The organism is Ramlibacter agri (assembly GCF_012927085.1).
Classification (GTDB): Bacteria; Pseudomonadota; Gammaproteobacteria; order Burkholderiales; family Burkholderiaceae_C; genus Ramlibacter; species Ramlibacter agri.
Map to the genome: position 1 here is coordinate 821810 of NZ_JABBFX010000001.1, position 18392 is coordinate 840201.

Here is an 18392-nt window from a genome sequence, read left to right on the forward strand (position 1 = left end):
GCCCCATGGACAAAATGTCCAATGGCGCGCACGCCTCCATGAACTTACATTCGGCGTCGGAACGCAATCCGCGTTTTCCCTCGCGCCTTGTCATCCTGATGCCATTCCCTAGAAATACTTACAGGGCCATGCGCCTGGCCGGCCTCGCCGTTGCCGGCGCCATGCTGGCCGGCTGCAACACGATCGTCATGAACCCGTACGGGGACATCGCGAAACAGCAGGCCGACCTGATCATCCAGTCCGTCCTGCTGATGCTCCTGATCATCGTGCCGGTGATGATCCTGATCGTCGTCTTCGCGTGGCGTTACCGCGCCTCGAACGAGGATGCGACGTACACGCCGGACTGGGACCACTCCACCCGCCTGGAACTGGTGATCTGGGGCGTGCCGCTGCTGATCATCATCGCGCTGGGGGCCATCACCTGGATTTCCACCCATAAGCTGGATCCCTACCGGCCCCTGGACCGCATCGACGCGCAGCGCGGACTGCCGGCTAACGTGAAGCCGCTGGTGGTGGACGTCGTGGCCATGGACTGGAAATGGCTGTTCGTCTACCCCGAGCAGGGCATCGCCACGGTCAACGAGCTGGCCGCGCCGGTGGACCGCCCGATCCAGTTCCGCATCACCGCCTCCACCGTGATGAACGCCTTCTACGTGCCGGCGCTCGCCGGCATGGTGTACGCGATGCCGGGCATGGAAACGCAGCTGCACGCCGTGATCAACAAGGCTGGCGTGTACGATGGCCTGTCGGCCAACTACAGCGGCGCCGGCTTCTCCGGCATGCGCTTCAAGTTCCTGGGCCAGTCGGACGCCGACTTCGCCAAGTGGGTGGAAGCCAACCGCCAGGCCGGCCAAACGCTGGACCGCCAGGCCTACCTGCAGCTGGACAAGCCCAGCGAGAACGAGCCGGTGCGCCGCTACGCCAGCGTGGAGAAGGGGCTGTACGAAGCCGCCCTGAACCGCTGCGTCGACAGCTCGAAGATGTGCACCAGCCAGATGATGTCCATCGACGCCGCCGGCGGCGCCGGCAAAGGGTCCGTCGAAGGCACCCGCGAGAAGCATTCCTCCTGGAGCGGCGGCAAGAAGACCGTGGTCGCCGCCCTCTGCACCCCCGCCAATCCGACGGGTGAAACCAAATGACATTGAGTGAACTGATCTTCGGCCGCCTGAGCTTGGAGGCCATTCCCTACCACGAGCCCATCCTGCTCGCGACCTTCGCCGGCGTGCTGCTGGGCGGCCTCGTCGTGCTGGCGGCGCTGACCAAGTTCCGCCTCTGGGGCCCCCTGTGGCGCGACTGGGTGTGCAGCATCGACCACAAGAAGATCGGCATCATGTACATGGTGCTGGGCATCGTCATGCTGCTGCGCGGCTTCGCCGACGCCCTCATGATGCGCGCGCAGCAGGCCATGGCCTTCAACGGCAACCCCGGCTTCCTGCCGCCGCACCACTACGACCAGATCTTCACGGCGCACGGCGTCATCATGATCTTCTTCGTGGCGATGCCGCTGGTGACGGGCTTCATGAACTATGTGGTGCCGCTGCAGATCGGCGCGCGCGACGTGGCCTTCCCCTTCCTGAACAACTTCAGCTTCTGGATGACCGTGGGCGGCGCCGTGCTGGTGATGCTTTCGCTGTTCCTCGGCGAGTTCGCGCGCACCGGCTGGCTGGCCTACCCGCCGCTGTCGGGCCTGCTCCAGAGTCCGGACACAGGGGTGGACTACTACTTGTGGTCACTGCAGGTGGCAGGCGTCGGAACAACGCTATCGGGCATCAACCTGATCGCGACCATCATCAAGATGCGCGCGCCCGGCATGAAGATGATGCGCATGCCCGTCTTCACCTGGACGGCCCTGTGCACCAACGTGCTGATCGTGGCGACCTTCCCGATCCTGGCCGCCACGCTGGCCCTGCTCTCCGCCGACCGCTACCTGGGCACCAACTTCTTCACGAGCGACCTGGGCGGCAACCCCATGCTGTACGTGAACCTGATCTGGATCTGGGGCCACCCCGAGGTCTACATCCTGATCCTGCCCGCGTTCGGCATCTTCTCGGAGGTGGTCTCCACCTTCAGCGGCAAGCGCCTGTTCGGCTACACGTCGATGGTCTATGCCACCTGCGTGATCGCCGTGCTGTCCTACCTGGTGTGGCTGCACCACTTCTTCACCATGGGCTCCGGCGCCAGCGTGAACTCGTTCTTCGGCATCACGACGATGATCATCTCGATCCCGACGGGCGCCAAGATCTTCAACTGGCTGTTCACGATGTACCGCGGCCGCATCAAGTTCGACGTCCCGATGCTTTGGACCGTGGGCTTCATGCTGACCTTCGTCATCGGCGGCATGACCGGCGTGATGCTGGCGGTGCCGGCGGCCGACTTCGTGCTGCACAACAGCCTGTTCCTGATCGCGCACTTCCACAACGTGATCATCGGCGGCGTGGTGTTCGGCATCTTCGCCGGCATCAACTACTGGTTCCCGAAGGCCTTCGGCTTCCGCCTGGACGCCTTCTGGGGCAAGGTCTCCTTCTGGTTCTGGATCGTGGGCTTCTGGGTGGCCTTCACGCCGCTGTACGTGCTGGGCTTCATGGGCATCACGCGCCGCATGAACCACTTCGACGACCCGTCGCTGCAGATCTGGTTCGTGATCGCCGCCATCGGCGCTGGCCTGATCGCCCTCGGCATCGCTGCCTTCCTGGTCCAGATCGGCGTCAGCATCCTGCGCCGCAAGGAACTGGCCGACACGACCGGCGACATCTGGGGCGCGCGCACGCTGGAGTGGTCCACCGCTTCGCCGCCGCCGGACTACAACTTCGCCTTCACGCCCGTGGTGCATGACACCGACGCGTGGGAAGACATGAAGCGCCGCGGTGCGCAGCGTCCGACCCAGGGCTTCAAGTCCATCCACATGCCCAGGAACACGGGCGCCGGCTTCGTCATCGCGATGCTGGCCACCGCCATGGGCTTCTGCCTGATCTGGCACATGTGGCTGCCGGCCGGCATCGCGTTCGCCGCGATGATCATCTCCGCCATCGTGCACACCTTCAACTACGACCGCGACTTCCACATCGGCGCCGCCGAAGTGACCGTCAGCGAGGACGCCCGCACCCGGGCCCTGGCCGCGGCCTGAGAGAGCAGCAAGAGATGTCTTCGACCACGCTGACTTCGACCGCGGGCGCCGCCCCGGTCTTCTACGACAACGGTGACCACCACCCGGAGCAGGGCACCCTGTTCGGGTTCTGGATGTACCTGATGAGCGACTGCCTGCTGTTCGCAGTGCTGTTCGCCACCTACGCAGTTCTGGGCCGCAGCTATGCGGCCGGCCCCTCGGGCGCCGACCTGTTCGAGCTGCCCGTCGTCGCCACCAACACGGCCTTCCTGCTGCTCTCCTCGATCACCTACGGCTTCGCCATGATCGGCATGCTGAAGGGCAACAAGAAGCAGGTGCTGGTGTGGCTGGCCGTCACGGGCCTGTTCGGCCTGGGCTTCCTGACGCTGGAAATCCAGGAGTTCGTGCACCTGATCCACGAAGGCGCCGGCCCGCAGCGCAGCGCCTTCCTTTCCAGCTTCTTCACGCTGGTGGGCACCCACGGCCTCCACGTCACCTTCGGCTGCATCTGGTTGGTCACGCTGATGCTGCAGGTCCGCAGGCTGGGCCTGACCCGCGAGAACAAGCGCCGCCTGATCTGCCTGTCGATGTTCTGGCACTTCCTGGACGTCGTCTGGATCGGCGTGTTCACCTTCGTTTACCTGATGGGAGTGCTGCCGTGAGCGAGCAACACCACGACCACCACGCTGGTCACGACGACCACGGCCACGACGACGTCGGCTACCACGCCACCTACAAGGGCTACGCCATCGGCTTCGTGCTGTCGGTCATCCTGACGGCCATCCCCTTCTGGCTGGTGATGGGCAAGGTCATCCCCAACGCGCACCTGGCCGGCCTGGTGCTGCTGGCCTTCGCCGCCGTGCAGATGGTCGTGCACATGATCTATTTCCTGCACCTGAACGCCAAGGTGGAAGGCGGCTGGTCCATGCTGGCCACCGTGTTCACCATCATCGTGGTCGGCATCATGCTGTCCGGCTCGATCTGGGTCATGTACCACATGAACGCCAACATGATGCCGATGCCGGACGCCCACCAGATGCGCAACATGCCTTAAGGTTCCGGGCATGGACGCCGAAGCGCGCAGCCGCCGATCCCCAGCCCTGCTGGTTTCGGCGCTCGCGCTTCTTCTCTTTCTGGGGGCCGCCTTCGCGGCCCTCGGGGTCTGGCAGGTGCAACGCCTGGCCTGGAAGGAAGACCTCATCGCGCGGGTCGACCGGCAGCTGAAAGCCGAGCCGGGCCCGCTCCCCGCCCCGGCGCAATGGGCGGCCATCAGCAAGGACCAGGACGAATACCGTCGCGTGCTGGTACAAGGCCAGTTCGACGACCGCGGCCAGGTGCTGGTGCGCGCCCTCACCGAACTGGGCACCGGCTACTGGGTGCTGACGCCCCTGCGCACCGACGCCGGCTGGGTCATCGTCAACCGCGGCTTCGTCCCGCCCGACATGCGCGAGCAGGTGCCGCCTGGCCGCACGTTGCCGCCTACGCCGGCGCTGCTGCGCATCAGCGAGCCGGGTGGCAGCTTCATGCAGAAGAACCAGCCGGCGCACGACCGCTGGTACTCGCGCGACGTCGACGTCATCGCGGCCGCGCGCCACCTCGAAGGCCCGGTCGCGCCCTTCTTCGTCGACCTGCAGGTGACGCCGGTGACGCAGAAGGCCTGGCCTCGCCCCGGCCTGACGGTGCTGGACTTCCCCAACAACCATCTCTCCTACGCGCTGACCTGGTTCGCCCTGGCCGCAGGCATGATCGCGGCCATGGTCTTCCTGATCCTGGACGAGCGCCGCCGCCGCCGCGCGCCCTACGCGCATGCCGTTGACGAACGCGCCTGACTCCGGCCACGCGCCGCTGGAAGGCGGCGGCGGCCAGGCCGCCGAGCGCCTCGCTGGCCAGAGCAACCTGCTGCAGTTGGTGGAACTGCGCTGGCTGGCCGTGGGCGGCCAGCTGGCCACCATCCTGCTGGCGAACTTCGCGCTGGACGTGCCGCTGCCGCTGGGCGAGATGCTCACCTTGATGGCGGTGCTGGCGCTGTTCAACTGCGCCAGCGCGCTGCGGGCGCGGCTTGCTTTCCCGGTGGGCGACGCCGAACTGCTGGTGCAGTTGCTGGTGGACGTGGGCGTGCTCACCGGCCAGCTCTATTTCGCCGGCGGCGTCACCAACCCCTTCATCTTCCTGTACCTGCTGCAGGTGGCGGTGGCCTCGGTGTTGCTGCGGCCCATGTCGATCTGGGTGATCGTGCTGGGCACCAGCATGGGCTTCGTCGCGCTTACGGCCTGGCATCGGCCCCTCGCCGGCGCGCCGGTGCTGTCGGCGGACTACGTGGGTGGCCTGCTGATGTGCTTCGTGCTGAACGCGGCGCTGCTGGTGATCTTCATCGGCCGCATCATGGCCAACCTGCGCCGGCGTGATGCCAGCGTGGCGCGGCTGAAGCAGCGCGCGGCGGAGGAGGAGCACATCGTGCGCATGGGCCTGCTCGCTTCCGGCGCGGCCCACGAACTGGGCACGCCGCTCGCGACCTTGTCGGTGATCCTGGGCGACTGGGCCCGCATGGCGCCCTTCGCCGGCGAGCCCGAACTGCGCGAGGAAATCGAGGAGATGCAGCGTCAGGTGCTGCGCTGCAAGGCCATCGTCAGCGGCATCCTCACTTCCGCCGGCGAGACCCGCGCCGAGGCGCCGGCGCAGACCACGTTGCACGCTTTCCTCGACGGCCTGGTGGCCGAATGGCAACGCACGCGCGGCGTGGCCACGCTCGCCTACAGCCGCGACGACGTGCCCGACCTGCCGATCTTCTCGGACACGGCCTTGCGCCAGATGATCGACAACGTCCTCGATAACGCGCTGGAAGCGGCGCCCGACGCGACGATCCGCTTCCTGGTCGGCTGCGACGAGGAGACGCTGACCGTGCGCGTGCAGGACCGCGGGCCGGGTTTCCCGGAATCCATGCTGGAACGCTTCGGCACGCCTTACCAGTCCAGCAAGGGCAAGCCCGGCCGCGGCCTGGGCCTGTTCCTGGCCGTCAACGTGGCCCGCACGCTGGGCGGCCGCATCGAGGCGCACAATCTTCCCGCGGGCGGGGCGGAGGTGGTGATCACCCTGCCGCTCGCCACGCTGATGCCGGAGGAAAGCGAGGACGATGGAGAACGCTGAGCGATTGCTGCTGATCGTCGAGGACGACGACGCCTTCGCGCGCACGCTGTCCCGCTCCTTCGAGCGGCGCGGCTACAAGGTGCTGCGTGCCGCCAGCCTGGAAGAGGTCAAGGCGCTGCTGGACGAACAGGACCCGGGCTATGCCGTGGTGGACCTGAAGCTCGCGGGCGACGCCTCCGGGCTGGCCTGCGTCCAGTGGCTGCACGAAGTGGACCCGGAACTGGTGATCGTGGTGCTCACGGGCTACGCCAGCATCGCGACCGCGGTGGAAGCGATCAAGCTCGGCGCGCGCCACTACCTGGCCAAGCCGGCGAACACCGATGACATCGAGGCCGCCTTCGCGCGCGCCGCAGGCGATGCCGAAGTCGGCCTGACGGAGCGCCAGACCTCGATCAAGACGCTGGAGTGGGAGCGCATCCACGAGACCCTGGCCGAGACCGGTTTCAACATCTCGGAGACGGCGCGGCGCCTGGGCATGCACCGGCGCACGCTGGCGCGCAAGCTCGAAAAGCAGCGGGTGAAGTAGGCCTCAGAGCAGGCCTTCGATCGGCAGCCCGGACAGCACGCCGACCCAGAAGTTCTTCCAGCCGCTGGTGGCCGGCGTGTCGGTGTAGCGGACGTCGCCCGCCGCCGTGTGGTCGATCCACACGATCTTGCCGTTCTCGCCCACGGCCAGCTCGTACGCGTTCGGGACCACGAATTCCTCGAACACCTCCGCCAGCATGGTGGCCAGCGGCGGCGTGTCCAGCAGGATGCCCAGTTCCGTGTTGAGCCTGGCCGATCGCGGGTCGAGGTTGTACGAGCCGACGAAGATGCGCTTGCGGTCCACTTCGAAGGTCTTGGCATGCAGCGAGGCCCCGGAGCTGCCGCCGCGGCTGCCGAACAGGCCGCGCACGCGTTCTTCGTCCTCCTTGGCCAGGCCGGGCGGCCGGGCGGCGGGCTTCAGCTCGTAGATGTGCACGCCGCCGCGCACCAGGTCGTCGCGGTAGCGCAGGTAGCCGGCATAGACCGGAGGCACGTCGGTGGCGGCCAGCGAATTCGTCAGCACGCTCACCTTGACGCCGCGGGCGGCGTAGGCGACCAGCATGTCGGTCATCATGCGTCCTGGCACGAAATACGGCGAAACCAGCAGCAGCTCGCCTTTCGGGTCGCTGAAGCCGGCCATCAGCTGCCGGCCCAGGTGCAGGTCGTCCCGCTCCGGCGCGTTCAGCACCTTGGCCGGGTCGTCGCTCAGGAGGTAGGCTGTTCCCCAGGACATCTGCAGCGCGCCGCTTCGCATCCGCGGCACCACGCTGAGGCTGCGCGCCGCCTCCAGGTAGCGGCGCGACTCGGGCGCCGCGTAGTACTCGTCCCAGAGCTTGCGGATCTGTGCGAGCTCGAGGTCGCTCAGGGGCCGCAGCAGGCTGGCGGCAGGATAGGCCGACGCGCTGTTCCAGTACTCGTCGAAGTCCGCCGAGACCTCCTGCACCACCGAGCCGATCGCCATCACGTCCAGGTCAGCGAACGCCACCGCGCTCACGCCACCCAGGTATTCGTCGCCGATGTTGCGGCCGCCGACCACCGTCACCTGGTTGTCGGCGGTGAAGGACTTGTTGTGCATGCGGCGCTGCACGCGGTTGAAATCGCTGACGAAGTCGGCGGCGCGCCAGCTGCGGTTGGCGAACGGGTTGAACAGGCGCACCTCGATGTTGGGATGCGCGCTGAAGGCCATGAGGGCCGGGTCCATGCCGGCGGTGTTGCCGTCGTCCAGCAGCACGCGCACATGCACGCCGCGCTCGGCGGCCTCCCAGAGCGCGCGCGCCATCAGGAAGCCGCTGGTGTCGGTGTGCCAGATGTAGTACTGCAGGTCCAGGGTGCGCTGGGCGGCGTTGGCCAGTTCCAGCCGCGCCGCGAACGCCTCCAGCCCGTTGTTCAGCGCATAGGCGCCGGTCTGCCGGGGGTGGCTGGCGGCCAGCGGCGCCACGACCTGACCGATGCGGGTGCCAGCGGTGTCGGCCTCGGCGATCGCATAGCTCGGCGTGCGGACGACGTTGGCCGGCAACTGGGCGCAGGCCGCGCACAGCAGGGTCAAGGCGAGCGCCAGCAGGCGCCAAACACGCGTCGGGTGGGGCATGGTCCGATGGTTCCGCCCTTCGGCAGGCGCCTGTATGGGACTTTCGTCCCATGGTAGGGCATTCGGCGCCCGAGGGAGGATGCGGCCGAACCATGAAGCCGGTCGAGGCGGTGCGCCATACCCTGGTCTCCCTGCGTGAGATGCTGCTGTCCGCCGGGCCGATCGCCCTGCTCGCGATCGGCGTTCTCGTGCTCGCCTACTGGTGGCTGGACCCCAATCCGCCCAAGCACGTCGTGCTGGCCACCGGGCCCGCGCGCAGCGCCTACGACGAATTCGGCCAGCGCTATCAAAGGGCGCTGGCGGCTTACGGTATCGAGGTGGAGCTGCTGCCCAGCCAGGGTTCGTCCGACAACCTGCAGCTGCTGCGCGAAGGCCGGGCCGACCTGGGTTTCGTGCAGGACGGCGTCAGCGAGCGCCAGCCGGGCGAACAGGAGGACGGCCTGGTGACGCTGGGCAGCATGTTCCTGGAGCCGCTGTGGCTGTTCTACCGGGAAGACGTCTACCCCGACGAGGTGGTGCGCAGGCCGAGCACCCGCCAGCTCGGCTCGCTGACGCAGCTGCAAGGCCTGGCGATCAACGTCGGCAACACCGGCACCGGTGGCCCGGTGCTGATGAACAAGCTGTTCCAGGCCAACAAGGTCGACACCTCGAAGATGCAGCTGACGCGGCTGGAGGAGACACCGGCCACCGTGTCCCTGCTCGACGGGACGGTCGACGCGGTGGTCTTCGCGTCGGCGCCCGAGTCGGTGATGGTGCAGATGCTGCTGGCTACGCCGGGCGTCAAGCTGATGGACTTCAGCCAGAGCGAGGCCTACTCGCGCCGCTTTCCCTTCCTGTCGCCGGTGGTGCTGCCCCGCGGCGTGGTGGACCTGGCCGCCGACGACCCGCCGCAGGACGTGCGGCTGGTGGCGACCACCGCGCAGCTGCTGGCGCGCGAGGGCACGCATCCGGCCCTGCTGCAGCTGTTCGCGCAGGCCGCCCGCGACATCCACGGCCCGGCCGGCTGGTTCAACCGCGCCGGCGCCTTCCCGACCATCCAGCGCGGAGAGTACCCGGTGGCGCGCGAAGCGGAACGCATCTACCGCGTGGGCCAGCCTTTCCTGCAGCAGTGGCTGCCGTTCTGGATGGCGAACCTGGTGGAGCGCATGTGGGTGGTGCTGGGCATCCTGATCGCCGTGCTGCTGCCGCTCACGCGCATCGTGCCGCCGCTGTACGAGTTCCGCATCCGTTCGCGCGTGTTCCGCTGGTACGGCCACCTGCGCGACCTGGAGCGCGAGCTGGAGGCGCACCCGGAACGGGCCGCCGACGTGCTGCGCGAGCTGGATGCGCTGGACGAGCGCGTCGGGCACATCAGCGTGCCGCTATCGCACGCGGACGAACTCTACGACCTGCGCAACAACATCAACCGGGTGCGGCGCAAGGTGCGGCCGGAGACGCGCCAGGCGGAGCCCGACGAAAAAGCGCTCGCGCGCTGAACACAGCGGGCGAGCGCGGGATGGCAGGGCCCGCCGGCTGCGGGCCCCCGCGGATCACTTCTTGGTCGGATCGTCGGTGCGGCCCTGGTCCTTCTTGGCCACGTCCTTGCCTTCGGCCTGGCGGGAGGCGCGAGCGGCTGCCTTGTCTTCCTTGGTGTTGCCCTTGGCGACGCCAGCGGAGTTGGGCGTATCGGTGCGGCCGGCGTCCTGCTTCGCCAGGTCCTTGCCGCCAGCCTGGCGCTTGGCGCGCGCGGCCTTCTTTTCTTCCTTCGTCGACTGCTTGCTCGGCGCCGCGCGGGCTTCGCCGGCAGTGTCGTTCTGCGCGATCGCGGTGGTCGAAGCCAGGAAAGCACCCAGCGCCAGACCCACTGTCACGATGACCGTTTTCATGTAAATACCTCCACGCACATGGTTGAAAGGGACCCGGCCCCGTGACACGCAAGGCTCAGTTCCGGGGTTGGTATCGTGTGCCCCGGCCTTGCCAACTTCAATCCGGGCGAGGGGCAATGGGATTCCCTGTCAACCTACCCGCCCTTTGCAGCAGCACGGCCCAGATGAATCAAAGGAAGAAAAAGGTATGAATGATCTTGCCAAGCACCCCGTCTCCCGCAAGTGGCCGGCGCAACACCCGGACCGCATCCAGCTCTATTCGCTGCCCACGCCCAACGGCGTGAAGGTGTCTATTGCGCTGGAGGAGACGGGCTTGCCCTACGAGCCGCACCTGGTGCGCTTCGATGCCAACGACCAGATGTCGCCGGAATTCCTGGCGCTCAATCCGAACAACAAGATCCCGGCGATCATCGATCCGCAGGGCCCGGGCGGAAAGCCGCTGGCGCTGTTCGAGTCGGGCGCCATCCTCGTTTACCTCGCGGCCAAGAGCGGGCAGCTGATGCCGAAGGACGATGCCGGCCGCTACGAGTGCCTGCAGTGGGTGATGTTCCAGATGGGCGGCATCGGCCCCATGTTCGGCCAGCTCGGTTTCTTCCACAAGTTCGCCGGCAAGGACTACGAGGACAAGCGGCCGCGCGACCGCTACGTCGCCGAGTCGAAGCGCCTGCTGGCGGTGCTCGAACTGCATCTCGCGGGCAAGGCCTGGATGATGGGCGACGACTACTCGATCGCCGACATCGCCATCTTTCCCTGGGTGCGCAACCTGGTGGGCTTCTACGGCGCGGCCGATCTCGTGGGCTGGCAGGACTTCCCCCAGACGAAGCGCGTGCTCGAGGCCTTCCTCGCACGGCCGGCGGTGGAGCGCGGGCTGAACATTCCGAAGCGCCCTAGCTGAAGAACACCAAGGTCCCATACCGGCGGCACGCTGTCGCCGGTACCTTGTCGGCCCGTCGACCCGCACTGGAGATCAGGCATGGCCACGAAGCCGTTCAAGGGAGTCATCAAGCTCGACATCCGGGATTCCAAGCCCGATTGGGAGCCGTTCACGCTGGCGCGCGCGCCCCAGGGCGCGCCCAATGTGCTCATCGTCCTCTACGACGACACCGGCCTGGCCGCGTGGTCGCCCATGGGCGGCGGCATCCAGATGCCCACGCTGCAGAAGCTGGCCGACCGCGGGCTCATGTATTCGCAGTGGCACACGACCGCGCTGTGCTCGCCGACGCGTTCCACTTTCCTCACCGGACGTAACCACCACCTGAACGGCTGCTCGTGCATCACCGAAGCCTCGCAGGGCTTCCCGGGCTGGAGCGGACGCCTGCCCGCCGAGTGCATGACCATCGGCCAGGTGCTGCAGGACAACGGCTGGAGCACTTACTGGCTGGGCAAGGACCACAACGTGCCCGAGCAGGACATCGCCGCCGGCGCCAGCCGCTCGGAATGGCCGGTGCAGAAGGGGTTCGACCGCTACTACGGCTTCCTCGGCGGCGAGACCAACCAGTGGTATCCCGACCTGGTGGAGGACAACAAGTTCATCGACCAGCCCTATTCGCCGGAGGAGGGCTACCACCTGTCGAAGGACCTGGTGGACCACGCGCTGCAGATGATCCGCGACCAGAAGGCCAGCAACCCTTCCAAGCCCTGGTTCATGTGGCTGTGCCCCGGCGCCAACCATGCGCCGCACCACGCGCCCAAGGAGTACGTGGACAAGTACAAGGGCAAGTTCGACGCCGGCTACGAGGCGTATCGCGAGTGGGCGCTGCCGCGCATGATCGAGAAGGGCCTGCTACCCCAGGGCACCAAGCTCACGCCCATCAACCCGCTGCCGGAGGACGTGGCCAACGCGGGCGACATGGTGCGGCCCTGGAACACACTCAGCGCCGACGAGAAGAAGCTGTTCTCCCGCATGGCCGAGGTCTATGCCGGCTTCTCCGAGTACACCGACGTGCAGATCGGCCGCCTCATCGACTACCTGGAACAGAGCGGACAGCTGGATAACACCATCGTCTTCTACTGCTCCGACAACGGCGCCTCGGGCGAGGGCAGCCCCAACGGCTCGGTGAACGAGAACAAGTTCTTCAACAACTACCCGGACGAACTGTCGGAGAACCTGAAGTACATGGACGCGCTGGGCAGCGTCGAAACCTACAACCACTACCCGACCGGTTGGGCGGTGGCCTTCTCGACGCCCTTCCAGATGTTCAAGCGCTACTCCGAATACGCCGGCGGCACCTGCTGCCCGATGGTGATCTCCTGGCCCAAGGGCATCAAGGCCAAGGGCGAGGTGCGCAACCAGTACCACCACAGCACGGACGTGGTGCCGACCATCCTGGACGTCTGCGGCCTGCAGATGCCCAAGACCTACCGCGGCGTCGACCAGTACCCGCTGTCCGGCGTCTCGATGCGCTACACCTTCGAGGCCAAGCCCGACGCGCCGACTCAGAAGAAGCGCCAGTACTACTCGATGCTGGGCACCCGCGGCATGTGGGAGGACGGCTGGAAAGCCGTGGCGCTGCACGCGCCGCTCACCAGCAAGGGCCACTTTGACAAGGATGTATGGGAGCTGTACCACGTCGACGCGGACCGCTCCGAGTCGACCAACGTGGCGCAGCAGAACCCCGAGAAGCTGAAGCAGCTGGTGGCGGCCTGGTTCGAGGAAGCCGAGACCAACAAGGTGCTGCCGCTGGACGACCGCTCGGCGGCCGAACTGCTGGGCGTGGAGCGGCCCAGCGAAGAGGCTCCGCGCGAGCGCTACATCTACTATCCGGGCACTTCGCCGGTGCCGGAAGGCGTGGCGGTCAACGTGCGCGGCCGCTCGTACAAGATCCTGGCGGACATCGTGATCGAGAGCCCCGACTGCGCCGGCGTGGTCTTCGCGCACGGCTCGCGCTTCGGCGGCCACGCGCTGTTCCTGAAGGACCGGAAGCTGCACTACGTCTACAACTTCCTGGGCATCAAGCCGGAGCAGAAGTTCGTCTCCGGCGAGCTGAAGCCCGGCAAGTACACCGTGGGCATGGAGTTCATCCGCGACCACGCGGGCGAGCACGGCGAATCCGTCGGCAAGGGCACGCTTTACGTCAACGAGCACATCGAGGCGCAGGGCGACATGAAGACCCAGGCCGGCAAGTTCACGCTGGCCGGCGACGGGCTGTGCATCGGGCGTGACAGCGGCGACGCGGTCAGCGAGGACTACGCGTCGCCCGGCGAGTTCAAGGGCGGCTCGATCGTGATGGTGGCGGTGACCGTGGAGAAGGCGCAGTACCTCGATCTCGAGCGGCTGGCGGCTGCGGCGTTCGCGGTGGATTGACAGCGTGCTGCGAGCAAGCAGGGTATGAGCTCGGTGTCGTTCGCATCCGCCACGCCCGCTGACGCAGTGGAAACGGCGCACGACCCGCTGTTCCTGGGCGGGCCGGCGCAGCCGCTGCAGGCCTGGCTGCGGCTGGCGGCCGCCGGGAGGGTCCTGCTGACCCGGCGCATCCTGCTGTTCCTGCTTCTCACCTGGGTGCCGCTGCTGCCGCTGGCGGCGGCCGAAGGGCGCTTGTGGACGGCCGCCGGCGGGCCCGCGCTCCTCACGGACTACGGCGCCTGGGCGCGCTTCGTTTTCGCCGGGCCGATGCTGCTGGCGGCCGAAGCGGTGGCCGGAGAGGTCCTCAGCCGGATCGCACGGCGCTTCGCCGCGCTGTGGCCGGCCGGCGATCCCGGCCGCGTGCGCTTCCAGCACGTGGCCGAAGCGGTGCGCCGCCAGCGCGATGCAGTCACTCCTGCCATCGTCATGACGGTGCTGGCCAGCCTGCTCGCCTGGGCCGTCGCGGGGATGTCCGTCAGCCAGCTGCCGCCTTGGCACCGCAGTGCCGCCGATCCCGCGCTGCTGTCGCCGGCGGGCTGGTGGGCGGCGGTGGTGAGCCTGCCGCTGCTGCTGCTGCTGGTCATGTCCTGGCTGTGGCGGCTGTTCCTGTGGAGCCGCTTCCTGTGGCAGGTGGCGCAGCTGGACCTGCCGCTGCTGCCGGTGCACCCGGACAAGGCCGCGGGCATCGGCTTCGCGGGGCTGTCGCTGCGCGGCTTCGGGCTCGTCGGAACGGCCATCGGAACGCTCGTTGCGGGTGCGATGGCGAATGCCGTGATGCACGACGGCGCCGCCATGGCGGACATGAAACATGGCATCGCGGCCACGGTGATCGTGTCGGTGGCGCTGTTCACCGCCCCGCTGCTCGCCTTCACCCCCAGGCTCTGGCGGGAGTGGCAGCGTGGTGCCCGCGAATACGACGGGCTCGCGCACGAACTCGGGCAGCAGTTCGAGCAGCGCTGGTTCGCCGGGCGCCGCCCGGTGGAAGGCGTCGAATTGCTGGACCAGTCGGACTACTCAGCGGCCTGCGACCTCTACTCGGTGGTCGACCGGGTGCGCGACATGCGCTGGGTGCCGGTGAACCTGCACAACGTCGTCATCCTGGCGGCCGCGACCTTGGCGCCCTTCGTGCCGGTGGCGCTGATGGTGATGCCGGTGGACGCCGTGTTGAAGACGCTCGCCGGCCTGCTGCGCTGAGGTTTCAGGCGGCCGCCGTCACCCGGATTCCGCGGATCTGCCCCGCCTCCTTCGAAGCCGCCGGCCGCGGATAGGCCTGCGGGTCGAAGCGGTGCAGCAGCTCCGCCTCCCGTGCGCGCGCCAAGACCACGTTGGCGAGCTTCACGTGGCCGTAGCCGCGCATCGACTGCGGCAGCGCGGCGATCTCGCAGGCCGCCTTCAGGCGTTCGGCTGACAGCGCCGGCAACAGTGCATCGATGCGCGCCACGAAATCCCGCACCAGCTGGCGTTCCAGGCGGCGCTCCTCGGTGCGGCCGAAGAAGTCCAGCGTGGTGCCGCGCAGGCGCCGGCCGTGCGCCAGCAGCTTCATCGCCGGCAGCATCCAGGCGCCCAGGCGCATCTTGCGCGGCTGGCCACCCGTGAGCACCGGCGGCGCCATGTAGAACTCCAGCTGCACGTCGCCTTCGAACTGCTGCTGCAGCGAACGCTGGAACTCGCCGTCGGTGTACAGCCGCGCGACCTCGTATTCGTCCTTGTAGGCCATCAGCTTCAGCAGCGATTGGGCGAAGGTGCGCGTGAGCGGCAGCGCCGCATCGGCACCGACGGCCTCCTCACGCTCGCGCACGCGCGCCACAGCTTCCGTGAAGCGGCGCGCATATGCAGCGTCCTGGTAGGCCGTGAGCTGCGCCGCCGCGCGGGCCAGCAGGCTGTCCAGCGCTTCCGCCGCGGGCGCCGCCGGCTCAGCGCGCAGCAGCGCGGCGATCGCATTCGGGTCGGCCGCAGCCAGCCGGCCCAGCGACAGGGCCAGCTTGTTGTTGTCCACGCCCACGTTATTGAGTTCCACCGCGCGCAGCAAGGCCTCCAGGCTCACGGGCACCAGCCCGCGCTGCCAGGCGAAGCCCAGCGCGACGATGTTGGAGAAGATGGTGTCGCCGAGGAAGCTCTCGGCCAGCGACTGCGCGTCCAGCGTCTCCATGCGCTCCGCGCCGGTGGCGAAGCGCAGCTTCTCCAGCAGCTGCGGCACCTTCAGGCTCGCGTCCGGGTTGTGCAGGCTCTCGGCCACCGGCACTTCGTGCGTGTTGGCGAGGATGCGCGTGCGGCCGTGGCGCACCGTCACCAGCGCGTCAGGCGAGGCGCCCACCACCAGGTCGCAGGCCAGGATCGCGTCGGCCTGCTGCGTGTCGATGCGGACCTGGTTCAGGCGCGCGGGCACGTCGGCGAGCCGCACGTACGACAGCACCGAGCCGCCCTTCTGCGCGAAGCCCATGAAGTCCAGCACACTGGCGCTCTTGCCTTCCAGGTGCGCGGCCATCGCGATCAGCGCGCCCACCGTCACGACGCCGGTGCCGCCGACGCCGGTGACCAGCAGGTCGTAAGGCGCGTTCCAGGTGTGGAGCGCCGGTTGCGGCAATGCGTCCACGCGCCGCATGAATTCACCGCTGCCCCCCGCCAGCGCGCCCGTACGCTTGCGCACCTTGCCGCCGACCACGCCGACGAAGCTGGGGCAGAAGCCCTTGGCGCAGGAATAGTCCTTGTTGCAGCTGCTCTGGTCGATCTTGCGCTTGCGGCCTTGCGGCGTTTCCAGCGGTTGCACCGCCACGCAGTTGCTCTGCACCGTGCAGTCGCCGCAGCCTTCGCAGACGCGGTCGTTGATGTAGAGGCGGCGCGCCGGTTCCACCAGTTCGCCCTTCTTGCGCCGGCGGCGCTTTTCGGCGGCGCAGGTCTGTTCGTAGATCAGCACGGTGACGCCGGCGATCTCGCGCAGGCGGCGCTGCACGGCATCCAGCTGGTCGCGGTCATGAAATTCGGTGCCGGCAGGAAAACGGTCGCGGAGCTTGTCGTACTTGGCGATGTCGTCGGAGACCACCACGACCTGCTTCACGCCCTCGGCTTCCACCTGGCGCGCGATCCGGTCGACGCTCGTGACTCCGTCCACCGGCTGGCCGCCGGTCATGGCGACGGCATCGTTGAACAGGATCTTGTAGGTGAGCGTGGCGCGGGCCGCGACGGCCTGGCGGATGGCCAGATAGCCCGAGTGGTAGTAGGTGCCGTCGCCGAGGTTCTGGAACACGTGCGGCACCTTGGTGAACATGGCGTGTGAAACCCAGTCCACGCCTTCGCCGCCCATCTGGATCAGGCCTTCGGTGTCGCGGTTCATCCAGCTCGCCATGAAGTGGCAGCCGATGCCGGCCTGCGCGTGCGAGCCTTCCGGCACCTTGGTGGACGTGTTGTGCGGGCAGCCGGCGCAGAAATAGGGCAGGCGCTTGACGCTGTCGGAGGCGTTGGACAGCAGCTCCGGCGGCGTGAAGTCGCGCACCAGGTGGCGGCGGTCCAGGTCCGCGAAGTGGTTCGCCAGCCAGTCGGCGACGATCTCGATCAGCCGCGAGGGACGCAGCTCGCCCAGCGCCGACACCAGCGGCTGGCCCTGCGGGTCCTGCTTGCCGGCGATCGCGGGGCGCACCGCGTCGTTGTAGAACATGGAGCGCAGCTGCTCCTCGACGACCGGGCCCTTCTCCTCGATGACGAGGATTTCTTTCAACCCCTGCGCGAACTCGCGCATGCGCGTGGGTTCGATCGGATACGTGAGGCCCAGCTTGTAGATGCGCACGCCATGCTGCGCCAGCGCCTCCTGGGTAATTTCGAGCCGGCGCAGCACCTCCATGAAGTCGTAGTGCGCCTTGCCGGCAGTGACGATGCCCACCGTCGCGCGATCGCTCTGCACGACGTGGCGGTCGATGCTGTTGATACGGGCGAAGGCGCGCACCGCATCCAGCTTGGCATGCAGCCGCTGCTCGATGGTGAGCGAGGGCAGGTCGGGCCAGCGGTAGTGCAGGCCACCGGCCGGCGCTTCGTAGCCGGTGAGCTGGCGTACGGTATCCGCGTCCTGCCAGGCCGCCGCGCGCGCGTTCACCAGGTCCAGGTCCACTGTCGCCCCGCTCTCCACCACTTCGGACAGCGCCGTGAAGCCGACCCAGTTGCCGGAGAAGCGCGACAGGGCCCAGCCATAGAGCCCGAACTCCAGGTATTCCGCCACGCTGGCCGGCGCCACGATCGGCGCGTGCCAGCTCTGGAACACCTGGTCGCTCTGGTGCGGCATGGAACTGGAGACGCAGCCGTGGTCGTCACCCGCCACCATCAGCACGCCGCCGTGCGGCGAGGCGCCATAGGCGTTGCCGTGCTTCAGCGCGTCGCCGGCGCGGTCCACGCCCGGGCCCTTGCCGTACCACATGGCAAACACGCCTTCGCAGGTGCGCTCGGGGTCCGCTTCGACGCGCTGCGTGCCCAGCACCGCGGTCGCGCCCAGTTCCTCGTTGATGGCGGGCAGGAAACGGATGCCGCTTTCCTCGAATTTCTTGCCCGCCTTCCAGGCCTGCTGGTCCACCATGCCCAGCGGCGAGCCGCGATAGCCGCTGAGGAAGCCCTGCGTCTTCAGGCCCGCCGCGGCATCGCGCTGGCGCTGCATCAGCATCAGCCGGATCAGCGCCTGGGTGCCGGTGAGGAAGACGGCGCCGGCCGGCGCCCACAGGTTGTCCTGCAGGCGGTACTCGGGGCGGACGATGGGCGAGGCGGTGGAGGCATCCATGCGGGGAAGCTTATGCGTGCAGGCCGGGAATAGGCTTCTTTTCTTTCCGGCGGGAGTCCGTTGGAAGA

At 67.9% G+C, this 18392-nt stretch carries 14 protein-coding genes; 11 read left to right on the forward strand and 3 right to left on the reverse strand.

All coding sequences use genetic code 11. The features are described from left to right. Positions 1-128: 128 nt before the first annotated feature. The 7 genes from cyoA to HHL11_RS03960 are packed head-to-tail and all read left to right on the forward strand — an operon-like array spanning position 129 to position 6773. The gene (cyoA, locus tag HHL11_RS03930; protein WP_240979999.1) at positions 129-1139 is read left to right on the forward strand and encodes a ubiquinol oxidase subunit II; all 1011 of its coding nucleotides are present in this window, start codon (positions 129-131) and stop codon (positions 1137-1139) included. Next, entirely contained in the window at positions 1136-3124 is a 1989-nt protein-coding gene (gene cyoB, locus HHL11_RS03935; protein ID WP_169417133.1) for a cytochrome o ubiquinol oxidase subunit I, read from the forward strand. Before cyoA ends, cyoB begins: the two co-directional genes overlap by 4 nt. Before the next feature lie 14 nt (positions 3125-3138). Beyond that, positions 3139-3765, forward strand: a complete 627-nt coding sequence (gene cyoC / locus HHL11_RS03940; protein WP_169417134.1) for a cytochrome o ubiquinol oxidase subunit III — start codon at positions 3139-3141, stop codon at positions 3763-3765. Next, positions 3762-4157, forward strand: a complete 396-nt coding sequence (cyoD, locus tag HHL11_RS03945; RefSeq protein ID WP_169417135.1) for a cytochrome o ubiquinol oxidase subunit IV — start codon at positions 3762-3764, stop codon at positions 4155-4157. Before cyoC ends, cyoD begins: the two co-directional genes overlap by 4 nt. Positions 4158-4167: 10 nt before the next feature. Then, positions 4168-4932: an SURF1 family protein gene (locus tag HHL11_RS03950; RefSeq protein ID WP_169417136.1), complete on the forward strand. Its 765-nt coding sequence runs from the start codon at positions 4168-4170 to the stop codon at positions 4930-4932. Beyond that, positions 4910-6247 (forward strand): ATP-binding protein, encoded by a 1338-nt coding sequence (locus tag HHL11_RS03955; RefSeq protein ID WP_169417137.1) that lies wholly within the window; start codon positions 4910-4912, stop codon positions 6245-6247. Before HHL11_RS03950 ends, HHL11_RS03955 begins: the two co-directional genes overlap by 23 nt. Then, the gene (locus tag HHL11_RS03960; RefSeq protein WP_169417138.1) at positions 6234-6773 is read left to right on the forward strand and encodes a response regulator transcription factor; all 540 of its coding nucleotides are present in this window, start codon (positions 6234-6236) and stop codon (positions 6771-6773) included. Before HHL11_RS03955 ends, HHL11_RS03960 begins: the two co-directional genes overlap by 14 nt. 3 nt (positions 6774-6776) lie before the next feature. Here HHL11_RS03960 and HHL11_RS03965 read toward each other — a convergent pair whose 3' ends face one another. Continuing rightward, positions 6777-8360: a phospholipase D family protein gene (locus tag HHL11_RS03965; RefSeq protein ID WP_169417139.1), complete on the reverse strand. Its 1584-nt coding sequence runs from the start codon at positions 8358-8360 to the stop codon at positions 6777-6779. A gap of 92 nt (positions 8361-8452) precedes the next feature. Here HHL11_RS03965 and HHL11_RS03970 point away from each other — a divergent pair, with 92 nt between their 5' ends. Next, a complete protein-coding gene (locus HHL11_RS03970; RefSeq protein WP_169417140.1) occupies positions 8453-9835 on the forward strand; it encodes a TAXI family TRAP transporter solute-binding subunit in 1383 nt (460 codons plus the stop codon). A gap of 54 nt (positions 9836-9889) precedes the next feature. Here the strand turns inward: HHL11_RS03970 and HHL11_RS03975 are convergent, their stop codons facing one another. Continuing rightward, on the reverse strand, positions 9890-10225 hold the full coding sequence (locus tag HHL11_RS03975; protein ID WP_169417141.1) for a hypothetical protein: 336 nt from the start codon (positions 10223-10225) through the stop codon (positions 9890-9892). Positions 10226-10412: 187 nt separating this feature from the next. Between HHL11_RS03975 and HHL11_RS03980 the strand changes: the two genes are divergently transcribed. The 3 genes from HHL11_RS03980 (at position 10413) to HHL11_RS03990 (ending at position 14762) form a co-directional block, all read left to right on the forward strand. Beyond that, positions 10413-11120, forward strand: coding sequence for a glutathione S-transferase N-terminal domain-containing protein (locus HHL11_RS03980; RefSeq protein WP_169417142.1), 708 nt, complete (start codon positions 10413-10415; stop codon positions 11118-11120). Positions 11121-11198: 78 nt separating this feature from the next. Continuing rightward, the gene (locus tag HHL11_RS03985) at positions 11199-13529 is read left to right on the forward strand and encodes an arylsulfatase (RefSeq protein WP_169417143.1); all 2331 of its coding nucleotides are present in this window, start codon (positions 11199-11201) and stop codon (positions 13527-13529) included. Positions 13530-13553: 24 nt separating this feature from the next. Then, positions 13554-14762 (forward strand): hypothetical protein, encoded by a 1209-nt coding sequence (locus HHL11_RS03990; RefSeq protein ID WP_169417144.1) that lies wholly within the window; start codon positions 13554-13556, stop codon positions 14760-14762. Positions 14763-14766: 4 nt separating this feature from the next. On the opposite strand, the gene HHL11_RS03995 is transcribed toward HHL11_RS03990, so the two are convergent. Continuing rightward, positions 14767-18324 (reverse strand): indolepyruvate ferredoxin oxidoreductase family protein, encoded by a 3558-nt coding sequence (locus tag HHL11_RS03995; RefSeq protein WP_169417145.1) that lies wholly within the window; start codon positions 18322-18324, stop codon positions 14767-14769. Positions 18325-18392: the final 68 nt, after the last annotated feature.